The sequence below is a fragment of the Roseivirga spongicola genome, assembly GCF_001592965.1.
Lineage (GTDB): Bacteria > Bacteroidota > Bacteroidia > Cytophagales > Cyclobacteriaceae > Roseivirga > Roseivirga spongicola.
In genome coordinates, this window is record NZ_LRPC01000001.1 from 735,919 (window position 1) to 753,532 (window position 17,614).

Below are 17,614 nucleotides of genomic sequence, written 5' to 3' on the forward strand. Positions count from 1 at the left end.
GCTTAGCACAAAGCTGCTTCTTCGCTCATTACCGATCTCACAGCGCTTTGCAAAGCCTTTTTAATTTCTTCCATTTGCGGCTTACTATGGTGCTTGTTGTTCACCTCTATTTCGATGCCTGAGTAATTTTGTGGCCTGAACTCCTTTCTTAAGTAAGTGGTAAAGCCATCGGCAGTGCCCAAGTATGGGTAGTTGTGTTTGGTAACAAACTGAGGGGCAAAAATACCCAACTCATTTACCAACTGCTTCGATATTTTAGCCTCAGGCTCTCTCTTTTCATCGTAAAGAATACCAATGTCTGCCGAACGTACTTCGCCTTTCAAAACAGGGGTAAAAGTATGAATGGAAAGGTGAACCACCGAGTCCGTTTTTCGGGCTCTTTCTTTAATCCATTCATACACTTGCTGCCTGTAAGCGGTGTAGTATTTCTTCATCAGAAACTTCTTTACCACTGGGTCCAGCGTTTTGCTGAACTCAGAGTAAAGTTCTGGGTTGAATTTTGACCTGTTCGAATCGATCAATAGCCTCGAAACCACGTTTACGTAAAGAGGAAGCTTTAGCGAGTCGGCCAGGTTTTCGGCCAAAGCGCCTGCTCCAATATCAATACCTCTGTGCGTATCCAATACGGCTTCATTACCCAAAAATAAGTAGCGATAGTTTGCAGGCACAAAGTTGCCTGCATGCTCGCATGTGATTAAAAAGCTTCTTCTAGACATTCCCTAAGCATTTGATTGTTCTCTAAGCAATCGCACAATTCAGAATAGACCATTTTAAGGTTCTCAAATTCTAGGTTAGTTTCTAAGGCATTTAGAATTCGGGTAGAGAGCGTTCCTTCATCAAAAAGAAGAGTCAGCTCATCTCTCCAATGGTCTAAGGCCTGAGGATACTTCCTATCTATTTTTCTGGAAATAAAATGCCAGATTTCTACGGCTGTCATTTCATCTACTGCATTTAAGCCAAAGGCCTTTAAGTAATCGGTATTATCTATAACCGTGTGTTCTCCACTTTTTATTACCTGCTTGAAAATGGCTGCTAGGCTTTCGGTTTTGAACTTTTTCTGCTCTTCTAGTGGAACAAAGTATTCTTCTACCAAAAGTTTCAGTGCATTGATGATGAGTGATGCAATAGCCAAATCTGACTCTGGACACTCTTGAACGTCTAGCACTCTAATTTCAATAGCCCCACGATCGAAGCGCGCAATGGCACCTCTAGAGTTCAACCAAATAGGCTCTAAAATCCCTTCTGGATCATGAGGTTTGATGTCATTGGCTATCTGATCGAAAATTTGGCTATAATAATCTTCTTTACTGAACACAGCTTCAGGAATTACCTGTCCGGTAAGAATTGGTACTGCCTTTTGATTCTTTCTGTAGTAATCCAATCGCTTGTCCCAGTAGCCAGTGTCTTTACCATCCAAAATGGCTGAGCTGGCCGAAAGAGCCGGCATAATTGGAAGCAACAAACGAATGGCAGCGTGCAGCTTAGAAAACTCATCATCGCCATGGAATGGTAAGTTGATGTGCATACTTTGCAGGTTGCTCCAACCGTGACCTTTGCAATCGAAGATGCGGTCGTAGGTAGCGTATATCTCGGCATTGTCGTGCGGCCAACGTACCGTTTCTGTCTCTGGGTTCATCCATGGATGAGCTGCAGAAGGCATAAGTTGAGCCTTGAACTCAGCCAGCACTCTGTTCATTTGCTGAATGGCTTCCTCAAAATCGGCAGCTAATTGAACTAAATCGTCTGTTGGAGCAGAGCACTTAAGCTCAATTACGTGCAAGGCCAATTCATTAGACCAAGTGATATTGCCGAAAGTAACTTCATTGGTGATTTCACCAGCTAATGATTTCAAAACCTCATCGGCAATAGGTTTCACGTTGAGTGTTTCTGTATCAACAATCATGTATTCCAGCTCAATTCCATAGGCCTGGAATAGGTGCAAGTGGTTATCTTCTACCTTCATTGCTTTATTTTTACTCGCTCCATCAGGGTTTCCATTATGGTTTCGTAGAGCGTGTTTTTTAAAACTTTATCTTCAATTCCTGCATCGAGGTTTGGGTTATCGTTTACCTCAATTACATAGAATTTCTTATTTACTTCTTTAATGTCTACTCCGTAAAGGCCATTACCAATTAGCTTGGTGGCTTTGGTGGCAGTAGCAATAAGTGCCTTTGGCACTTCTTCTACCGGGTAGGTTTCGGCTTTACCCTCCTGAGCCTTCCCGCTCTTTTTCCATTCAATAATTTGCCAATGATTTCTGGCCATAAAGTACTTGCATACGTACAAGGGCTCTCCATTGAAAATTCCCACACGCCAATCGAAGTCGGTCGGCATAAATTCCTGCGCAATCAATAACTCAGAGCCTTTAAAAAAGCCTTTGAGTAACTCATTAAACTCTTCTTCATTTTGAACCTTCTTGACTCCTTTAGAAAAGGCACCATCGGGTTCTTTTAAGATGAATGGGAAGCCAATTTTCTCAATAGCAGCCATTGGATTCTCTTTAGAAATGATGGCTGCCTTGGGCGTATTTATACCATGGTTTCTCATCAGTTCATTCAAGTACACCTTGTTGGTGCAGCGCATTATGGAAACCGGATCGTCAATTACCACCAAGCCCTCTGACTGCGCTTTTTTAGCAATGCGGAAGGTGTGGTTGTTCACGTTTGTGGTTTCTCTTATGAAGAGTGCATCGAACTGGTTGATCTTACCATAGTCGTTTTTGGTAATAATCTCCGTGTTGAAGCCCACTTCTTCAGCAGCTTTTACAAACTTCTGAAGCGCCTTTGCATTACTAGGAGGGTTCGGGTCGTCTGGGTTCACCAATATGGCAAGGTCGAACCTTCTTCTCTGGTGATTCTTTCTCACCACCTTTTTGTTGCTCAAAAACAACCCAAGGAACGATTGAAGCTTTTGCCTTTCTTCTCCTGTAAGGTCATAAATGTTCATTGGCCTTAGGTTTTCAAGCACCCATTTTTCGCGTTTTACAAAAACGGCTTTAAGTATTGGCGATTGAAATAGGTTGAACAGCAGCATACCCAAACTAGACAGCGCTAATTCATCTGTGTATCCAAAATATATCTTGAATTCTAGTTTAGCTTCTGAACTGCTGCCCAAACATTTCTGTATGATGGCATCGAAGTCTTGAGCATCATCTTTAATCATTGAAGGAAACCTGAAGTCTTGAATTGTGGCGACTTCTGGTAAAACCTTATGCCCTCTTGCTTCTGCCAAAAGCGACACATAATAGCCAACACTTTGGTATTGATAGGATTTACATAGGTTGATCACTTTTGTATTCTTCCCGAATTGACCAGCTGACTCAGATAGGTAATCTTGTGCAGCTATGACATCTACATTGGGAATATCCAACTGCCACTTATGTGGCTTCTCAATAACAATTAGTTTGTTCATTTTTTTGGTCTAATAATGAGCAGGTTGGCATCGTATGTTACCATACCCAGCATGATTGAGTTGATTAATCGGTGAATATCTACTTCGTAATATTGGCTTGATGCCATTGGGTTATTCTTCAATGGATCTGCAATTGAGACAGTGTTCTCATCTGCAGAAATACCTTGTACCACCACAAAGTGACCTGTCGGCAAGCCCTTTAGGTCATCATACTCAACTTTCAAATCTCCGATTTCTCTTGGGCTCTGGTACAAGTAGGTTGCACTTAAGCCAGTAAGAATCGGTTGATCTTGAAATAAGATAGACTTAATTAAGTCTGGTGTGAGGTCTTTAAACTTTATCTTTCCACCAAGGCTTAAGAACTTCTGATAAGCAGTAGAAGCAAACCTAATTTTCCTTTGTGGCTTGTAATGACATTGCATTGCTAGCTTGTTCACTAAATCGGTTTCTTCATCGGCAAACCATGAAGGGTCAAAAATCTGTAGGTTATAGGTGTATATGGTGGCCTCATAACCTCTTTTGAGGGCATGGTTGCCAAGGTTTACAGCCAAGGTTCCACCAGATTTGAGTTGTTTTACCTGCTTAATTACCTCGCCTAATTGAATGTTATCTCCATAATACTGATATACGGCATGCAAGCTGGTAGGCCCGCAGGTAACATCGTTTGGCTGAGGGAGAATATTAATATCTAGTAGTGCTTTTTCTGAAAGAAGCATCTTATTCATACTTTAGTGAAGATTAGACGCGTCCAAAACGCAAAGTCACATGTCTTCAGAGAAAATATTCAAGGATAATATTAAGCCCCAATTGACTGACGAAGAGTTAGTTCACTTTCTTCAGAATGGAGGTCCGGAGCGGTATTTCTCTATCCTAGCGGATAGGTACCAAGACTATGTAAAGAAGAAATGTAAGGGTTATGTAAAGAGCGATGATGAAGCAGAAGACCTAAGCCAAGAGGTATTCATTAAGGTATTTATGCAGTTGAGTAACTTTAGGTCTGAAGCAAAATTTAAAACTTGGCTTTACACCATAGTTTATCATACCTGCATAGACTATTTAAGAAAGAAGAAGAAAAGTACCCATCAGGTAATATCAGATAAGCTCTCGTCTGAATTAGAAGATGTAATAGATGCCGATGAAGTAGATAAGGAGTCACTGATGAATGCCTTAGAGCTGCTGCTTGAGCAAATTACTCCAGAGGAGAAACTTTTACTACTTCTGAAATACAAAGAAAAGCAAAGTCTTCAGGCCATAACGGCTTCCATGAATATCTCGGAAAGTGCGGCAAAGATGAGGTTACTAAGAGCTAAGGAGAAAATCAACAAACTCTATGAAAAGCAACTGAAGGATAACTAACTCTTCCCTTCTATTACCATTACGAACTCACCTTTCACTCCGTTTTTTGTGAAGTGCTCAACAAGCTCAGTAAATGTACCCCTTACGGTTTCTTCAAACATTTTGGAGATTTCACGAGAGACGGAAGCCTGACGATCTCCTAAGAATTCTTTGAGCTGCTCAAGCGATTTAATCAGTCTATGAGGAGACTCGTAGAGAATGATAGTTCTTTCTTCTTCAGCCAGCTTCTTCAGCCGGGTTTGGCGGCCTTTTTTGTGTGGAAGAAAGCCTTCGAACACGAACTTATCGGAAGGTAGGCCTGAGTTTACTAAGGCAGGGACAAAAGCTGTGGCTCCTGGAAGGCAATTCACTTCTAAACCTGCTGCAATGGTTTCTCTTACCAAAAGAAAACCAGGGTCTGAGATAGATGGGGTTCCTGCATCAGAGATCAAGGCAAAGGTTTCTCCAGCATTCATTCGGTCTACCAGCTTGGTAGCAGCCTGGTGTTCATTAAAAATATGATAGCTCTGAAGCGGTTTGCTAATGTTATGGTGCTTTAACAGTTTACCAGAAGTTCTGGTGTCTTCAGCTAAAATAACATCAACCTCGTTTAACACCTTGATGGCTCTTAACGTAATGTCATCTAAATTACCAATAGGGGTAGGTACTAAGTAGAGGTTGATTTTATCGGGCATTAGGCCAGTTTGTCTATGATTTCGGCCAATTTACGATCTTTTTCAGTTACCGTATTGCCTTCATCGTGCGTTGTTAACTCAAAGCTTACCTTATTATATACGTTCGACCAATTGGGGTGGTGATTCATTTTTTCAGCCTCTATGGCAACTTTGCTCATAAACCCGAAGGCTTCGGTAAAATCTTTAAATTCGAATGTTCTAGTAAGTTTATTATCCTTTTCTGTCCACATAGGTTCTAGTTTATCGCTTTAATAATATACTGATACTCTAGGCTCTTCTGGTCTATTGAAATTCTTCGGAAGCCAGCTCTTCTAAGAATACTCCTTATTTCTGAAGCTTCCATTTTCCTATCATCTGAAGGCCCAACGGGAATTTTTCCCTTCTTAAAGTCTACAACTAGTAGCTCTCCATTTGGTTTCATGCCTTCTCGTAACCTATTGAAGTAATTTTCAGGCTGAGGAATAAAGCTGAAAGTATTAACCACTAAAACAGCGTCTGCCTCATTTAAAAGCAAGTTGGGGACATCGGGCGGAGTAAGTCTGGTTTCTATGTTTTCGGCCCAGTTACCAACTATTTCCTTTTGCTCATTGATGTATTCTAGGGCATTCGGGTCAATGTCTAGGGCAATAACCTTACCCGCTTGCCTAGCAAGCTTAAAGCTGAAATAACCAGCGCCTGCACCTATATCTGCTATGGTTTTATTGCTTAGGTCGCCAAACGCCTTTAAGACAATCTCGGGATTCTGCCAATCGGTTCTATCTTCCTCTATCTCCATATCGAAGATAGGCTGAACAGTTTCTGGTCTAGTAGGCTTGCTAATCGCAGGGTTTTCTACGGTATCAGATGCCTTTCGGTCACCTTTATTGTTACAAGCCACAGAAATCAGTAAGCAAGCAAAGAGTAAAAGCCGTTTCATTAAAGTGCTATAATACCTTCTATTTGTTTGGCTCTTTTGTAGATATCTATGACGTAATCGCTCGAAGAAGCCATTACCTTGGCTGTAACACTAATATATTTCCCCTTACTTGAGGGCTTGAAACTCACTTCATTCATAGGGAATAAATTTTCTACCTCTTGTTTTTTGTCATCGGTTACAATGAACTTAAACATGTACAGAGTAGGGAAGTCATGAGTTGCCTCTAATTTGTTTCTGAATTCTTCAGTATCGTATTTCTGACCTGCCATAGTTCGGGCTTTGATTAAAAGTTAAACAAAAAAAGAGGCTCTATCAAAAGCCTCTTTGTTCCTTAAGGTTTATTAAGCTCTTAGAAGTACTTGTAACGCTGGTCGGTTACCTCAATCTTATCAGAAATTGAAAGCAACAAGCTTTGAGCAATTCTATTGGCGGCCTCTTGTAATAGCTCATTCTCATAGAGCGTGTAGTCGCCAAGTTCAGAAGCTTCAGATCTAGCATTAAGTTGAATAACAACAACACCAGAACCTTCAATTACCTTTGGAGATGTTTTGTCACCAGGGTTTTGAAGACCAGAAGCAGCACCGATTGCCTCTGGTGCAACTCCAAGATTCCCCAGTGAGGTATCTTCCATTTTAACACTTTGTTTAGCGAAGTATTGAGCTTCAGGACCGTAAGCAGTAGCCATTTCATTTACGCTACCAGAAAGGCTGCTAAGCTTAGACTTTATAAAATCAGCCTTCTTTTGGTTCTTAAGAATCTGAGTGATTTCAGCTCTTACTTCTTCTATAGACTGAACACCTTCTTCAGTTTCATTGGTGTAAACAGCTACAACATATTCGTTATCTAAGTCGAACTCATTAACATCATCAATAGACGCTTCACCATACAACCAAGTTACAACCTGACGCGCGTTGGTTAGCTGACCGATTGAGTTAGCGTTCTTGTCGATTTTTGTTCCTTGGAAAACCGAGTAGCCATTGTTAGCAGCGTACTCTCTGAACTCCTCTGCATCGCTAACGCTAGCGGCAAACTCAGCAGCTTGTAGGTAAACCTCATTACTAGTTTCATATGATGGAACCATTTCAACGATAACCTGAGCAACCTTATATCTTTGCTTAATTGCAGTTTGACTTACGTTGATAATGTAGATTTTGTCATTCTTTTCAATCAACCTATTGATAAGACCAGTTCTTCTTGCTCCAAAAACTTCATCTTTTACGTCTGCAACTTTAGAGTCGGTTTCTCTTATCCATCCAAGATCTCCACCACTTGTACTGAACTGCCCGTCACTATATTCTCTTGCTAAGGCTTCAAAAGCCTCACCGTTATTGATTCTTCTAAGTACCTCTCTAGCAGTTTGTCTAACATTAGACTTTTCTGAAGGAGTCTTTCCTTGAAGGTAGAATACGATTTGGCTTGCTCTAGCAAAGGCTGTTTCAGTAGGTAAGATGTCACTGATTTTATGAATGGTATATATTCCATTCTGCAATTCTGGGCCAACTATATCTCCCTTACTTAAAGTAGTAAGGTTATTAGCCAGTGAGTTTGGCAATGCGCTTGGGTCATAAGTGGTGAACCCTATGCCTTGCTCAGTCATGCTTAGGGCATAAGTTGAATCATTAGTAGTTTCGTCCTCAAAGGCAGCTCTAATTTCACTCATCTGCTCTCTGTACATGGCAGAATCCGCAGCAGACGGAACTACAGGAAAAGAAACATACTCTAAATCTTTCGACTCATCTACAGTATATCTTTCCTTGTTTTCATTCAAGTAGTTTTGAATCTCACTATCCGTTACCTGTCCAACCTGATCATCACTAACGCTACTGAAAGGAACGTGTAGATAGTCTACATCAGAAATGGTAAACTGAGATCTATACTCTCTCTGTGCTTCAGCAAGAGTTACATATTGTGTCTTAGTCAATAAGCTTTCGAACTTTTGGCTTTGTCTGCTACTCATGGCTTGAGACTCTGCATTGGCAAAGTAGAACTGTGCCTCAGGTCCATACATATTAATATTGGCCAAGAAGTTCTTGATGTCTGCCTGGTTAGTGCTACCAAGATATTGGTTGAAGAAGTTTTGCATTACAGGAGAGAGGTTCTTACCCTGAACCATATCAACTCTCTCATTTTTGCTTATTTCTAACCCAAGCTGTTCTAACTTGTTAGAGAAAGCAACCTGATTGATAAGTTGTTGCCACACTTGGTCTCTCATGTATTGAGTAAGCTGAGGGTTGCCTGTAGGGTAACCGTAACTTCTCATGGCATTATCTACCATGACAGAGAAATCTTCTTGAGAAATTTCTTCTCCATCAATTTCCCCTACGTTTCTAGCGCCTCCACCAAAAAGATTTTGGTTGGTTGCTAGGTCGGTTAATACAAAAGCTAAAATCGAAAATCCCACTACGACCACTAACAGTCGTCCCATCTTCTCACGAAGCGTATTGATTATAGACATTGGTTAATTTTTAAATAGGCGCAAACATAATTCAATTATGCCCGAAAGTCAAAGGAAAAATGGCGTAAAACTACCTAAGAATCAGTCCTCTTGGTCGGGGTTATAGATAAATAAAACATTGTCTATTCGAGCATCTTCCATTGAGACAACCTTTATTTCAAACAACCCGTGCTTTATAATGTCGTGAACCTCAGGTATACTCTCGGTTATTGATAAAATGAAACCTCCTAAGGTATCGTAATCTCCTTCAGGAATGTCCCACTTATACTTTTCATTCAAGTAGTCAATTTCGTGTCTGGCGCTAAGTATGTATTTGTCTTCATCAATTCTCTGCTCTACCCAGTCTTCATCTTCATCATGCTCGTCCTGAATTTCACCGAAAATTTCTTCAATAACATCTTCTAGGCTAACTATGCCAGAAGTACCACCAAACTCATCTACTACCAGTGCAAGACTTTTCCTTTCTTGTATGAATTGAATCATCAGTTCATTGGCAAGCATAGTTTCAGGAACAATGATAATTGGTGTGAGCATACTACCAATGTCTTGAGGTTTCTTGAATAAATCTAGAACATGACAGTAGCCTATTACATCGTCTATGCTTTCTCTGTACACTAGAATTTTAGTGTGGCCACTTTCAATAAATTCAGTTTTAAGATCTTCTACACTGTCTTCTATATCTATGGCAGAAATTTCTGTGCGTGGTATCATACACTCCCGAACTCTTACTGTTTTGAATTCAAGTGCATTGTTAAAAATCTTAGTGTCTAGCTCTACTTTTGTTTTCTTAATATCGTCACGCGTATTCTGCTTAATGTAATTGCTAAGGTCTGTCAGTCCGAAAACTTGTCTATCTTCAGAATATGGCTGTCTCAACACAAAGAGAATAATGAACTTAGACATTTGTTCTATTAACCACACCACCGGAAACATGATGAAGAAGATGATAATCATTGGAATGGCCAATAAGCTCAGGAGGTTATTGGGGTTGAGCAGAAAGATGCTTTTTGGGGTAAACTCGGCTGTAAATAGTACAATGATAGTAGACAGAAGAGTCTGTAAGATAACCACCGTACTCTGAGAATTAAGGTTTTCAGGAAGCTTGTTGGCAATCCACGGCTCGAGCACACTTGCCATAAAAATACCATATATGACCAGCGCTATGGTATTGCCTACCAGTGCAGTGTTAATAAGCCTAGAAGGTTTTTGGGTAAAAAAGGCCAATATTCGCCCCGCTAGTTTGCCTTGCTGGCTCTGAAGCTCAATTTGTAGTTTACTGGCACTTACAAAAGCTATTTCGGTTCCAGAAAAAAAGGCTGAAAAAATAAGACAGACCAAAATCATGGTCAGTTGGTAAGTATCCATTAGCGCTTAGACTTAGTCTTTTTTGAAGAGCCAGATTGGTTTTGTTTGTCTTCTTCTTTTCTCTTGGCTCTTCTATATCTCATTAAAAATAGCAAACCAAGTGATATCATGAAAATGAAATAGGAAGAGGCTATACCAAAATTCATTGTTTGGTGAACTCCTATTACAAAGAATACTACACTCAGTGAGAATAAAATGGTGTCTCCTAAATTTTTCAAAAGTCGTCTTTTAAAATGGTGGTTGATTCTCTCGGGTTAGTAAACTCATAGCTAGAAAAGTCTTGAGGGGCTGTCATCCCTTCTGCCTGAATGATTTCACTTTCTGACTCTACAATAACAAATTTATCGGTAAAAATCCTTTCAGACTCTGGACTCCAAAATAGTTCTTCTGTTTTAAGAGTCTGTTTAACCTGAAGATTGTTTACAAACACGTCTCCATTAGCTCTGTATACATTACTACCGTTCTCTTTAAAACCACTTTGTGCAGTCAATTCGGAAGTCTGTTCACCATTCTTGCCATAAAACTCGATCTTAATGCCATCAGGAAACTCAATGTCTCCATTCTGATGCTGTAGTTGCTTGTTTCCGTATACAATTACTCTTACCACTGTTGAGTCTGTAAAAAGAATCTTTACATCTTCAGACTCATACATAGGCCCTTCATATACTTCCATGTCTGCCAGTCGTTTTTGGTCTGACGAGCATGACGCAAGGACAACTCCAGAAAGCAATAGGAATAAGAAGAGGTTTAGTTTGTTCATTGATAATAAAAAACGGTCTTTCCCTGAAGAAAAGACCGTTCTATATACGTTATACAATTTCTATTGTTCTGGTCTTCTTTGAAGTTTAACCGTTTTGTTAATCCAACAACCAACAGTCATAGAATCACCTTCTTTCTTGTTTTCAGTAAAGATGCTTGACATAGTAGGGAACTGCTCTTTAGCCTGAGCCATTTTTGTGCTGTTTCCAGCTACAGCATAGTAATCATAGGCAGCAATGTATCTTGCTCTATCATCTACTTGGCTAACTTTTTTGTCACACTGTGTGCTAGCCATAACCATGTCTCCAATAAGCTCATACATTTCAGCTTTTAGAGTAGGGTCAATTTCAGCTGCTTCAAGCGCATACTTTTTAGCTTCAGAATAATTACCATTAATTCTTTCAGTGGCAGCTACTTGCTTCAATGCCTTACCCTTACTTGTGTTGTCATCGGTTAATTCTGCAGCCTTAATGAAGTACTCTTTAGATTTTTCGTACTCTTTATCTGCACCAAACTTCACACCTAACAGATAACCAACACCATACTGAGGGCTATTTGCAAAATGAGTTTCAGCTGCCTTTACAAACCATTCAGCATCTGTACAGCCACCTTCATAAGCGAATACGAAAATTTTATTGGCCAACTCAGCATCGTTAGGGTTTTGCTCAAATTCAGGCACTAGCTTTTCTACAACGAAATCACAATCAATGATGCCCATGTCGGCAAGCTTACCATCGATGAACTCTTTTATCTCCTCATAACGCTTAGTGCTTTTATTCGCAGCTTTCACCTGAGCAATTTCATGATCGATGTGCTTGGTACTCTGCTCATAAATTTCAAGAATCTGATCTTTGCTAATTTCAACATTAGACCTAGCAAAGGCTAATACCGCTACCTGCATATAGTATCTTCCTAACGGGTAGAAAGCGTCCATTCCCTTGATCTCATATGACTTCTCAAAAAGATCGAGGAGCATTTGAGTCTTATCTGCATCTCTAACATAGAATTTATATGCAGCAATAGCTTTTCTATCGATAGCTTTTTCTTCTTCACCTTCGAAGTTTTCAAAACGCATATCGTAAAGCTTAAGCACCATTTCTGCAGCTTTATCCTTTTCAGCATCCACTTTTGCATTGTCGTAAGACTCTTCCCAAACCTTAATACCATTAATGTATAGGGCTGTGCTCAAAGTAGGGAACTTCTCAACTAATTTGGCAAGGTGTGGTTTTGCAGCCTCGTAATTACCTTGTCGGTAATTATCGTCAAATAAAGTCCAAAGCGTTTGCGCCTCAGATCTCTGCTCAGGATCTTCTGGCCATGCAAATTGTGCACTGGCTGATGAGCAGATAGCCAAGAAGGCTATTATCATTAGAGCTTTTAATCTCATAATATCAGTAGTTTTAGTTAAATCTTTGCTTTGAGAACCAGGTTATATCTTGTAAAGAGAAACCAAGGTTCAATTTTACGTAATTCTCTCGAACTAAGCCAGTAGTTGAGATATTTCCTCTCTGACCTAATGTCGCACCAACGTTCAAATGAGATAATCCCCAAAATGAACTCAACGGTACTGAAACTCCAAAATTTATACCAAAATCGTTCACCACCTCATTGCTGATCAAAAATGGCGTCTTTTCGTAATGTATACCAAACCTAAAACTAGTTACATTTATCAATTTAGTAGGCTGTTCTGCATTAGGAATATATTCTGTACCCAAGGCGACTCTTATGGCATTTCCGTAGTAGGATTCGGTAGAACCTTGGTAGTTTCGGTATGACCGCCAATTTTGAAATTGAACATCTAAACCTACCGCGAAAGACCTGAATTTCTCATATGATATACCAAACCCCATTTTCTCAGGAATGTAGAGCGACTCATCTTTATTATAGGCCAATGTGTCGGTACTTGTTGTTGTCCCATTAGGGGTTTCGTTCTCAAATGTTACCAACCTCTCCTGCCTCAGGTTAAAACCAGGGTTATAATAGGCTCCAAAATTAAGTCTCTTATTATTACTTAAATTCAAGTTATAATAAAGGCCTGCACTTGCTGCCAGTTGTCCAAAGCTTCTTCTCTCATTTACAATTGTAGTAGCAAAATTTGAATTGATATCTGTAAGGGTAAACTTGTCTTCATTATTAATAATTCCGAAGTAGTAGGTCCCTTTTAAGCCTATTGACAAATCACCAATTTTAAATGATGTTACAAGATTTGCTTGATCTATTCCTCCTCGACCAGTTACATCAATATTAGTATCCCCTCCTTCAGGTCCGGTTTGTACTTGAGTAAACCCATAATTAACTGAGGTGTAAGGAGAAAGAGATATTCCTAAATTCCATTTTCCATAAACCAATGGAGCGCTCATAGCAAATTCTTTAAACCCACCAGATACGGTACTATATGAGTCAGAGCCATTCGTTATATTTCGATAGTCTACAGTAGTGCCTAATTGAAAGACTGCCTCGTAGTTGGCGCCCAATAGGGCTGGGTTCAGATCATTGTAAAAGTATTTGGTATTGTAACCTACACCTAAACCTCCCATGGCTTCATTTTGAGCAAAACCACTCCAGTTTAAACTCCCAACACCAAGGGCTGAATAACTAGACTGATCGCCTTGAGCCATTGCTGTTTGGAATGCAACAAAACTTAGTATAAAAGCCAGATTTATATATCTCAACCTAAACTTCGAACGCCTTAACACAGAAATTTCCAACATGCACAATTTTGAGGGTTACAAAGATGTCAGTTTTTCAATTAGATTCAAATGTTTTCATATTGATGGAGGTTGTAATGAGCTAATTGCCAGCTTTTTTAACAAAATTTGAGAAAGGCAATCGTTTGCTTATTGAGTCCGTTAATGGAACCTACTAGAAATCAGAGAATTCTGCCTAATTACGGTTAGTAAACGAGGTTTAATAAAAGATGATGGTGAAGAATCAAATTACCATACTGGGTATAATGTCAGGTACCTCTTTAGATGGCTTAGACTTGGCGGAGACCTTTTTCTCCAGGGAAAGTAATAAAGCCTCGTGGAGTTTTGAGTTGAATAAGTGTGAGACTATACCTTATCCGAAGGAACTCAGCCATCGCTTAAGACATGCCATCGAGCTATCTGAAGAAGGTATTCAAAAGCTAGATATCGATCTCGGGGTTTTTATCGGGAAGTCAATAAATAAATTCTTAGGTACAAGATCACAAATGGTTGATTGCGTAGCCTCTCATGGGCACACTGTTTTTCACCAACCTGAAAAGGGAATTACTGTCCAAATTGGTTCTGGAGAAGAGATTTATAACCATTGTCAAATTTCAGTAATCAATAATTTCCGAGTTGCCGATGTAAAAGCTGGCGGTCAAGGTGCTCCTTTGGTACCTATTGGTGATCGAGATTTGTTTGCCACATACGATTTCGCTCTTAACCTTGGCGGTATCGCTAATATCTCTTTCGAAAAAGAAGGTAAACGAGTGGCTTTCGATATTTGCCCTTTTAATATGGCACTTAATTATCTGGCAAATGAAAAAGGACTTCCTTACGACTCGGAAGGAAAGATAGCGGCTACTGGCCGTATAAATGAATCGCTATTGTCTGAACTTAGCCAACTCCCTTATTTAAGTCAACGGGGCCCAAAATCGCTAGGAATTGAAGATTATCAGAAAAACTGGCTACCACTTTTAAAAAACTCCTCGATTAGTTTGGAAGATAAAATGGCAACTTTTATAGAGCATTCAGCCATGGAAATCGCTTCTACCATCAATGAAAACAAGGGTAAAAAAGTACTAGTAACTGGTGGCGGAGCCTATCATCAATTCTTCATTTCTAGGCTTAAAACTTATTCTAGAGCTGATATTGTGTTACCAGAAAGTAAAATCATAGAATTTAAAGAAGCACTAATATTTGCCTATTTAGGCTTACTTAGGCTTGAGGGAAGGCCTAACTGTCTTTCTTCAGTTACCGGAGCAGAGTATGATGTTAGTGCAGGTGATTTGATTGGATTTTGACCGATTATCAATTATTTTATTTTGAGGTAATGAAGGTTTCTGATCCTTAATGTATCTTGGCGCCCTAATGACCGGGTTTGATAATTGTCTGAACCCTTTTTATTTTAGCGACTCACTCCAATTTTGATGAAAAAAACTGTCTTTCTATTCTTGGTAGGCCTTATGATGGCATTGTTTGCCCCCATAAATCAGCTAAGAGCAGAAGTGGTTGTCGTTGAAAACGCTCCTTCATATTATCAAGATGAGCATCAAGATGAGGTTGAAGGGCATGCTGTAGAGGCTCATGTAGATGATGAGCATCATGATTCTGCCCCTCCGGGCTGGTCGGTTATTCCTTTCGTTCTATTGTTAGGAATGATTGCTACAGGACCACTTTTCTACGAACATTTCTGGCATAAGAACTATCCTATAGTAGCAGTTGGTTTAGCAGCTATTGTAGTATTATACTATCTATTTGGTCTACACAATACTCATGCACCAGTGCATGCATTGGCCGAATACGTACAATTTATAGCCTTGCTCTCTTCTCTTTATATCGCCTCTGGCGGAATAATGATTAAAGTAGACAAACGAGCTACCCCAATGGCCAATGTGGGCCTATTGTTGGTTGGAGCTGTTATAGCCAACCTCATAGGAACCACAGGGGCTTCTATGCTCTTGATTCGTCCTTTTATTAGGTTGAATCAAGGTAGAATTCGTCCTTACCATATTATCTTCTTCATTTTTATGGTGAGTAATATTGGTGGTGCTCTTACGCCAATTGGTGACCCTCCATTATTTTTAGGTTTCTTAAAAGGAGTGCCTTTTATGTGGACTGTTGTGCATAACGCAGTACCTTGGGTATTTGCTCTGGCCTTCTTGGCAGTAATGTTCTACCTAGTAGATAAAAGAAACGTAGACCATGACATAGATGAGACTGTTGAATTCTCGGGCAAGACAACCATTGTAGGTGGCAAGAACTTTATTTGGTTAGCCATAATAATAGCATCTGTTTTCCTAGATCCTAATGTAATTGATGGAGTTCCTGCCATTGTATATGATGGACAGAAGTTCTCATTCTTACGAGAGCTCATTATGTTCTCTGTGGGAATTTTCTCTTACAAGTTTGCTAGCAAAGAAGCCATTAATGGCAATGAATTTAACTTCGAGCCTATAAGGGAAGTAGCGTTTATTTTTATCGGTATTTTCGGAACTATGATGCCAGCTTTGGCTTTGGTCTCTGAGTTTGCTCAATCAGAAGCAGGTGTGAGCTTAATTAACCCCAATACATTGTACTGGGGAACAGGTCTTCTTTCCGGTTTCTTAGATAATGCACCTACCTATCTTAATTTCTTGGCGGCTGCATTAGCTTCTCAGGGTGGAGATATAAGCGTTATTGCAGATGTTCAGGCGTATGCTGCTGGTGGTGTTTATCCAGAATCGGTAGTTAACCTTAAAGCCATTGCAATTGGTGCGGTATTCTTTGGAGCAATGACTTACATTGGAAACGGGCCTAATTTTATGGTTAAGTCTATTGCCGAGCAAACTGGTATTCACATGCCTTCTTTCTTTGGCTATATTCTTAGGTATTCAGTTCCAATTCTAGTTCCAGTATTTATTCTGGTATGGTTGATATTCTTTGTGCTGTAATTCAAAACATCAAGCCCCATTTATGAGTATATTACTTACTCATGAATAGCTTTTACTACGATCTTATTCTATCTGGTTTAACTTACGTGCTGTTAACCTACCTAGCATTTACGCTTATGAGAAGCAGGAAACGAACCAGTGGAACTGATAATAATGATGGTGGTATTAGTATTGATTCTGGGCCAAAAATAGATTTACCTCCTGGTATAGTTTGGCCAGATGGCTCTGGTGGCTCAATGCCTTCGAAAGAATTAGAAAGAGAGACTTACTAATTGCACTTCTTGCAAATACCCGATACCAAATAGTTGCTTTCTATGGCTTGAAAACCATTAGGCAAATTTACCTCAGGAATATCTACATGCTCAATGCAAGTAGTTTCATCACACTTCTGACACTTAAAGTGAATGTGATTGTGCTTGTGTGAGTCTTCAGAGCAATTGTCATGACAAAGTGCATATCTCGTAGCACCAGAATCATCTAAAACCCTGTGTATAAGTCCTTTGTCAATGAATGACTTTAGTGTTCTATAGATAGTAACCCTATCGTATTTTCCGTCTATCTCTGATTCAATATCACCATGGCTAACTGCCACGTTTTTATCTAGGAAAACGGAAATCACATCGCCTCTACTTTGGGTAAGTCTAAGCGAATGATCTTTCAATAATCTTTTTACTTCCGAATTCACAATTAAATATATTAATACAATCAGATAAGCCCAATTAGAACTAAATGGTTCAACGCTTTTTTCGTCTACTAAACAGCTTGCCCATTCTGCTTACGAACTGCTTTTCCCAGTTCCAGAAGAATGCAAACTGCCCAAATATAAACCCATAAATGAGAATTAATATTTGATATAGAGGGAAAATCAAGACTACATATAATAGAAGTCCCCAAAAGCCGTGTACGTTCTCGAAACCTACTAAGTCGAAAACAATAGGTTTAATAAATAGTACTGTAGATCCGGTAAAAGCGAAAACAATGAGCACCATTACCGTTTGAAAAGCCGACTTCAATCCCCACTTCTCCTGCAATCTTTCCAGAAACTTCTGCTTAGCCAT

General features: G+C 39.7%; 20 protein-coding genes. 4 read left to right on the forward strand and 16 right to left on the reverse strand.

Annotation, left to right across the window (positions count from 1 at the left end; translation table 11 throughout):
• Positions 1-2 precede the first annotated feature (2 nt).
• The 4 genes from AWW68_RS03325 to AWW68_RS03340 are packed head-to-tail and all read right to left on the reverse strand — an operon-like array spanning position 3 to position 4,136.
• The gene (locus tag AWW68_RS03325) at positions 3-716 is read right to left on the reverse strand and encodes an N-formylglutamate amidohydrolase (protein ID WP_068216549.1); all 714 of its coding nucleotides are present in this window, start codon (positions 714-716) and stop codon (positions 3-5) included.
• On the reverse strand, positions 695-1,963 hold the full coding sequence (locus AWW68_RS03330) for a carboxylate-amine ligase (RefSeq protein ID WP_068216551.1): 1,269 nt from the start codon (positions 1,961-1,963) through the stop codon (positions 695-697). The genes AWW68_RS03325 and AWW68_RS03330 overlap by 22 nt, the downstream gene beginning before the upstream one ends.
• Complete coding sequence (locus tag AWW68_RS03335; RefSeq protein ID WP_068216553.1) at positions 1,960-3,411, reverse strand: RimK family protein; 1,452 nt, start codon at positions 3,409-3,411, stop codon at positions 1,960-1,962. Before AWW68_RS03335 ends, AWW68_RS03330 begins: the two co-directional genes overlap by 4 nt.
• Positions 3,408-4,136, reverse strand: coding sequence for a C39 family peptidase (locus tag AWW68_RS03340; RefSeq protein ID WP_245660200.1), 729 nt, complete (start codon positions 4,134-4,136; stop codon positions 3,408-3,410). The genes AWW68_RS03335 and AWW68_RS03340 overlap by 4 nt, the downstream gene beginning before the upstream one ends.
• A 40-nt stretch (positions 4,137-4,176) precedes the next feature.
• Here AWW68_RS03340 and AWW68_RS03345 point away from each other — a divergent pair, with 40 nt between their 5' ends.
• Positions 4,177-4,767 carry an RNA polymerase sigma factor gene (locus tag AWW68_RS03345; RefSeq protein WP_068216555.1) on the forward strand — a complete coding sequence of 197 codons (591 nt, stop codon included), beginning with the start codon at positions 4,177-4,179 and terminating at the stop codon, positions 4,765-4,767.
• On the opposite strand, the gene rsmI is transcribed toward AWW68_RS03345, so the two are convergent.
• From rsmI to AWW68_RS03395, 10 genes are all read right to left on the reverse strand, one after another.
• Positions 4,764-5,441, reverse strand: a complete 678-nt coding sequence (rsmI, locus tag AWW68_RS03350) for a 16S rRNA (cytidine(1402)-2'-O)-methyltransferase (protein ID WP_068216557.1) — start codon at positions 5,439-5,441, stop codon at positions 4,764-4,766. The genes AWW68_RS03345 and rsmI overlap by 4 nt on opposite strands.
• Positions 5,441-5,671: a 4a-hydroxytetrahydrobiopterin dehydratase gene (locus tag AWW68_RS03355; protein WP_068216559.1), complete on the reverse strand. Its 231-nt coding sequence runs from the start codon at positions 5,669-5,671 to the stop codon at positions 5,441-5,443. Before AWW68_RS03355 ends, rsmI begins: the two co-directional genes overlap by 1 nt.
• A 5-nt stretch (positions 5,672-5,676) precedes the next feature.
• A complete protein-coding gene (locus tag AWW68_RS03360) occupies positions 5,677-6,357 on the reverse strand; it encodes a class I SAM-dependent methyltransferase (protein ID WP_084375558.1) in 681 nt (226 codons plus the stop codon).
• Positions 6,357-6,626 carry a DUF493 domain-containing protein gene (locus AWW68_RS03365; RefSeq protein WP_068216571.1) on the reverse strand — a complete coding sequence of 90 codons (270 nt, stop codon included), beginning with the start codon at positions 6,624-6,626 and terminating at the stop codon, positions 6,357-6,359. The genes AWW68_RS03360 and AWW68_RS03365 overlap by 1 nt, the downstream gene beginning before the upstream one ends.
• An 80-nt stretch (positions 6,627-6,706) precedes the next feature.
• On the reverse strand, positions 6,707-8,812 hold the full coding sequence (locus AWW68_RS03370) for a peptidylprolyl isomerase (protein ID WP_068216573.1): 2,106 nt from the start codon (positions 8,810-8,812) through the stop codon (positions 6,707-6,709).
• Between the two features lie 81 nt (positions 8,813-8,893).
• The gene (locus tag AWW68_RS03375) at positions 8,894-10,177 is read right to left on the reverse strand and encodes a hemolysin family protein (RefSeq protein ID WP_068216575.1); all 1,284 of its coding nucleotides are present in this window, start codon (positions 10,175-10,177) and stop codon (positions 8,894-8,896) included.
• Positions 10,177-10,395, reverse strand: coding sequence for a hypothetical protein (locus AWW68_RS03380; protein ID WP_068216577.1), 219 nt, complete (start codon positions 10,393-10,395; stop codon positions 10,177-10,179). The genes AWW68_RS03375 and AWW68_RS03380 overlap by 1 nt, the downstream gene beginning before the upstream one ends.
• On the reverse strand, positions 10,392-10,937 hold the full coding sequence (lptC, locus tag AWW68_RS03385) for an LPS export ABC transporter periplasmic protein LptC (RefSeq protein ID WP_084375559.1): 546 nt from the start codon (positions 10,935-10,937) through the stop codon (positions 10,392-10,394). Before lptC ends, AWW68_RS03380 begins: the two co-directional genes overlap by 4 nt.
• Positions 10,938-10,997: 60 nt before the next feature.
• Positions 10,998-12,323 carry a tetratricopeptide repeat protein gene (locus AWW68_RS03390; protein WP_068216581.1) on the reverse strand — a complete coding sequence of 442 codons (1,326 nt, stop codon included), beginning with the start codon at positions 12,321-12,323 and terminating at the stop codon, positions 10,998-11,000.
• Between the two features lie 13 nt (positions 12,324-12,336).
• The gene (locus tag AWW68_RS03395; protein ID WP_157717507.1) at positions 12,337-13,554 is read right to left on the reverse strand and encodes a hypothetical protein; all 1,218 of its coding nucleotides are present in this window, start codon (positions 13,552-13,554) and stop codon (positions 12,337-12,339) included.
• Between the two features lie 299 nt (positions 13,555-13,853).
• Between AWW68_RS03395 and AWW68_RS03400 the strand changes: the two genes are divergently transcribed.
• The 3 genes from AWW68_RS03400 to AWW68_RS03410 all read left to right on the forward strand — a co-directional run bounded on the left by AWW68_RS03400 (position 13,854) and on the right by AWW68_RS03410 (position 16,828).
• Entirely contained in the window at positions 13,854-14,927 is a 1,074-nt protein-coding gene (locus AWW68_RS03400; protein WP_084375560.1) for an anhydro-N-acetylmuramic acid kinase, read from the forward strand.
• A gap of 126 nt (positions 14,928-15,053) precedes the next feature.
• Complete coding sequence (locus tag AWW68_RS03405; RefSeq protein WP_068216585.1) at positions 15,054-16,556, forward strand: sodium:proton antiporter; 1,503 nt, start codon at positions 15,054-15,056, stop codon at positions 16,554-16,556.
• Positions 16,557-16,597: 41 nt separating this feature from the next.
• Positions 16,598-16,828, forward strand: a complete 231-nt coding sequence (locus AWW68_RS03410; protein ID WP_068216587.1) for a hypothetical protein — start codon at positions 16,598-16,600, stop codon at positions 16,826-16,828.
• Here AWW68_RS03410 and AWW68_RS03415 read toward each other — a convergent pair.
• Together AWW68_RS03415 and AWW68_RS03420 are read right to left on the reverse strand one after the other, a co-directional pair.
• Positions 16,825-17,241 carry a Fur family transcriptional regulator gene (locus AWW68_RS03415; RefSeq protein ID WP_068216589.1) on the reverse strand — a complete coding sequence of 139 codons (417 nt, stop codon included), beginning with the start codon at positions 17,239-17,241 and terminating at the stop codon, positions 16,825-16,827. The two genes, AWW68_RS03410 and AWW68_RS03415, sit on opposite strands and share 4 nt — an antisense overlap.
• A 49-nt stretch (positions 17,242-17,290) precedes the next feature.
• Positions 17,291-17,614, reverse strand: coding sequence for a DUF6787 family protein (locus AWW68_RS03420; protein WP_068216591.1), 324 nt, complete (start codon positions 17,612-17,614; stop codon positions 17,291-17,293).

Bases quoted from the DNA above. Each gene is read 5' to 3' on its own strand.
- AWW68_RS03325 (WP_068216549.1), bottom strand. From the start codon at position 716: ATGTCTAGAAGAAGCTTTTTAATCACATGCGAGCATGCAGGCAACTTT.
- AWW68_RS03330 (WP_068216551.1), bottom strand. From the start codon at position 1,963: ATGAAGGTAGAAGATAACCACTTGCACCTATTCCAGGCCTATGGAATT.
- AWW68_RS03335 (WP_068216553.1), bottom strand. From the start codon at position 3,411: ATGAACAAACTAATTGTTATTGAGAAGCCACATAAGTGGCAGTTGGAT.
- AWW68_RS03340 (WP_245660200.1), bottom strand. From the start codon at position 4,136: ATGAATAAGATGCTTCTTTCAGAAAAAGCACTACTAGATATTAATATT.
- AWW68_RS03345 (WP_068216555.1), top strand. From the start codon at position 4,177: ATGTCTTCAGAGAAAATATTCAAGGATAATATTAAGCCCCAATTGACT.
- rsmI (WP_068216557.1), bottom strand. From the start codon at position 5,441: ATGCCCGATAAAATCAACCTCTACTTAGTACCTACCCCTATTGGTAAT.
- AWW68_RS03355 (WP_068216559.1), bottom strand. From the start codon at position 5,671: ATGTGGACAGAAAAGGATAATAAACTTACTAGAACATTCGAATTTAAA.
- AWW68_RS03360 (WP_084375558.1), bottom strand. From the start codon at position 6,357: ATGAAACGGCTTTTACTCTTTGCTTGCTTACTGATTTCTGTGGCTTGT.
- AWW68_RS03365 (WP_068216571.1), bottom strand. From the start codon at position 6,626: ATGGCAGGTCAGAAATACGATACTGAAGAATTCAGAAACAAATTAGAG.
- AWW68_RS03370 (WP_068216573.1), bottom strand. From the start codon at position 8,812: ATGTCTATAATCAATACGCTTCGTGAGAAGATGGGACGACTGTTAGTG.
- AWW68_RS03375 (WP_068216575.1), bottom strand. From the start codon at position 10,177: ATGGATACTTACCAACTGACCATGATTTTGGTCTGTCTTATTTTTTCA.
- lptC (WP_084375559.1), bottom strand. From the start codon at position 10,937: ATGAACAAACTAAACCTCTTCTTATTCCTATTGCTTTCTGGAGTTGTC.
- AWW68_RS03390 (WP_068216581.1), bottom strand. From the start codon at position 12,323: ATGAGATTAAAAGCTCTAATGATAATAGCCTTCTTGGCTATCTGCTCA.
- AWW68_RS03395 (WP_157717507.1), bottom strand. From the start codon at position 13,554: ATGGCTCAAGGCGATCAGTCTAGTTATTCAGCCCTTGGTGTTGGGAGT.
- AWW68_RS03400 (WP_084375560.1), top strand. From the start codon at position 13,854: ATGATGGTGAAGAATCAAATTACCATACTGGGTATAATGTCAGGTACC.
- AWW68_RS03405 (WP_068216585.1), top strand. From the start codon at position 15,054: ATGAAAAAAACTGTCTTTCTATTCTTGGTAGGCCTTATGATGGCATTG.
- AWW68_RS03410 (WP_068216587.1), top strand. From the start codon at position 16,598: ATGAATAGCTTTTACTACGATCTTATTCTATCTGGTTTAACTTACGTG.
- AWW68_RS03420 (WP_068216591.1), bottom strand. From the start codon at position 17,614: ATGGCTAAGCAGAAGTTTCTGGAAAGATTGCAGGAGAAGTGGGGATTG.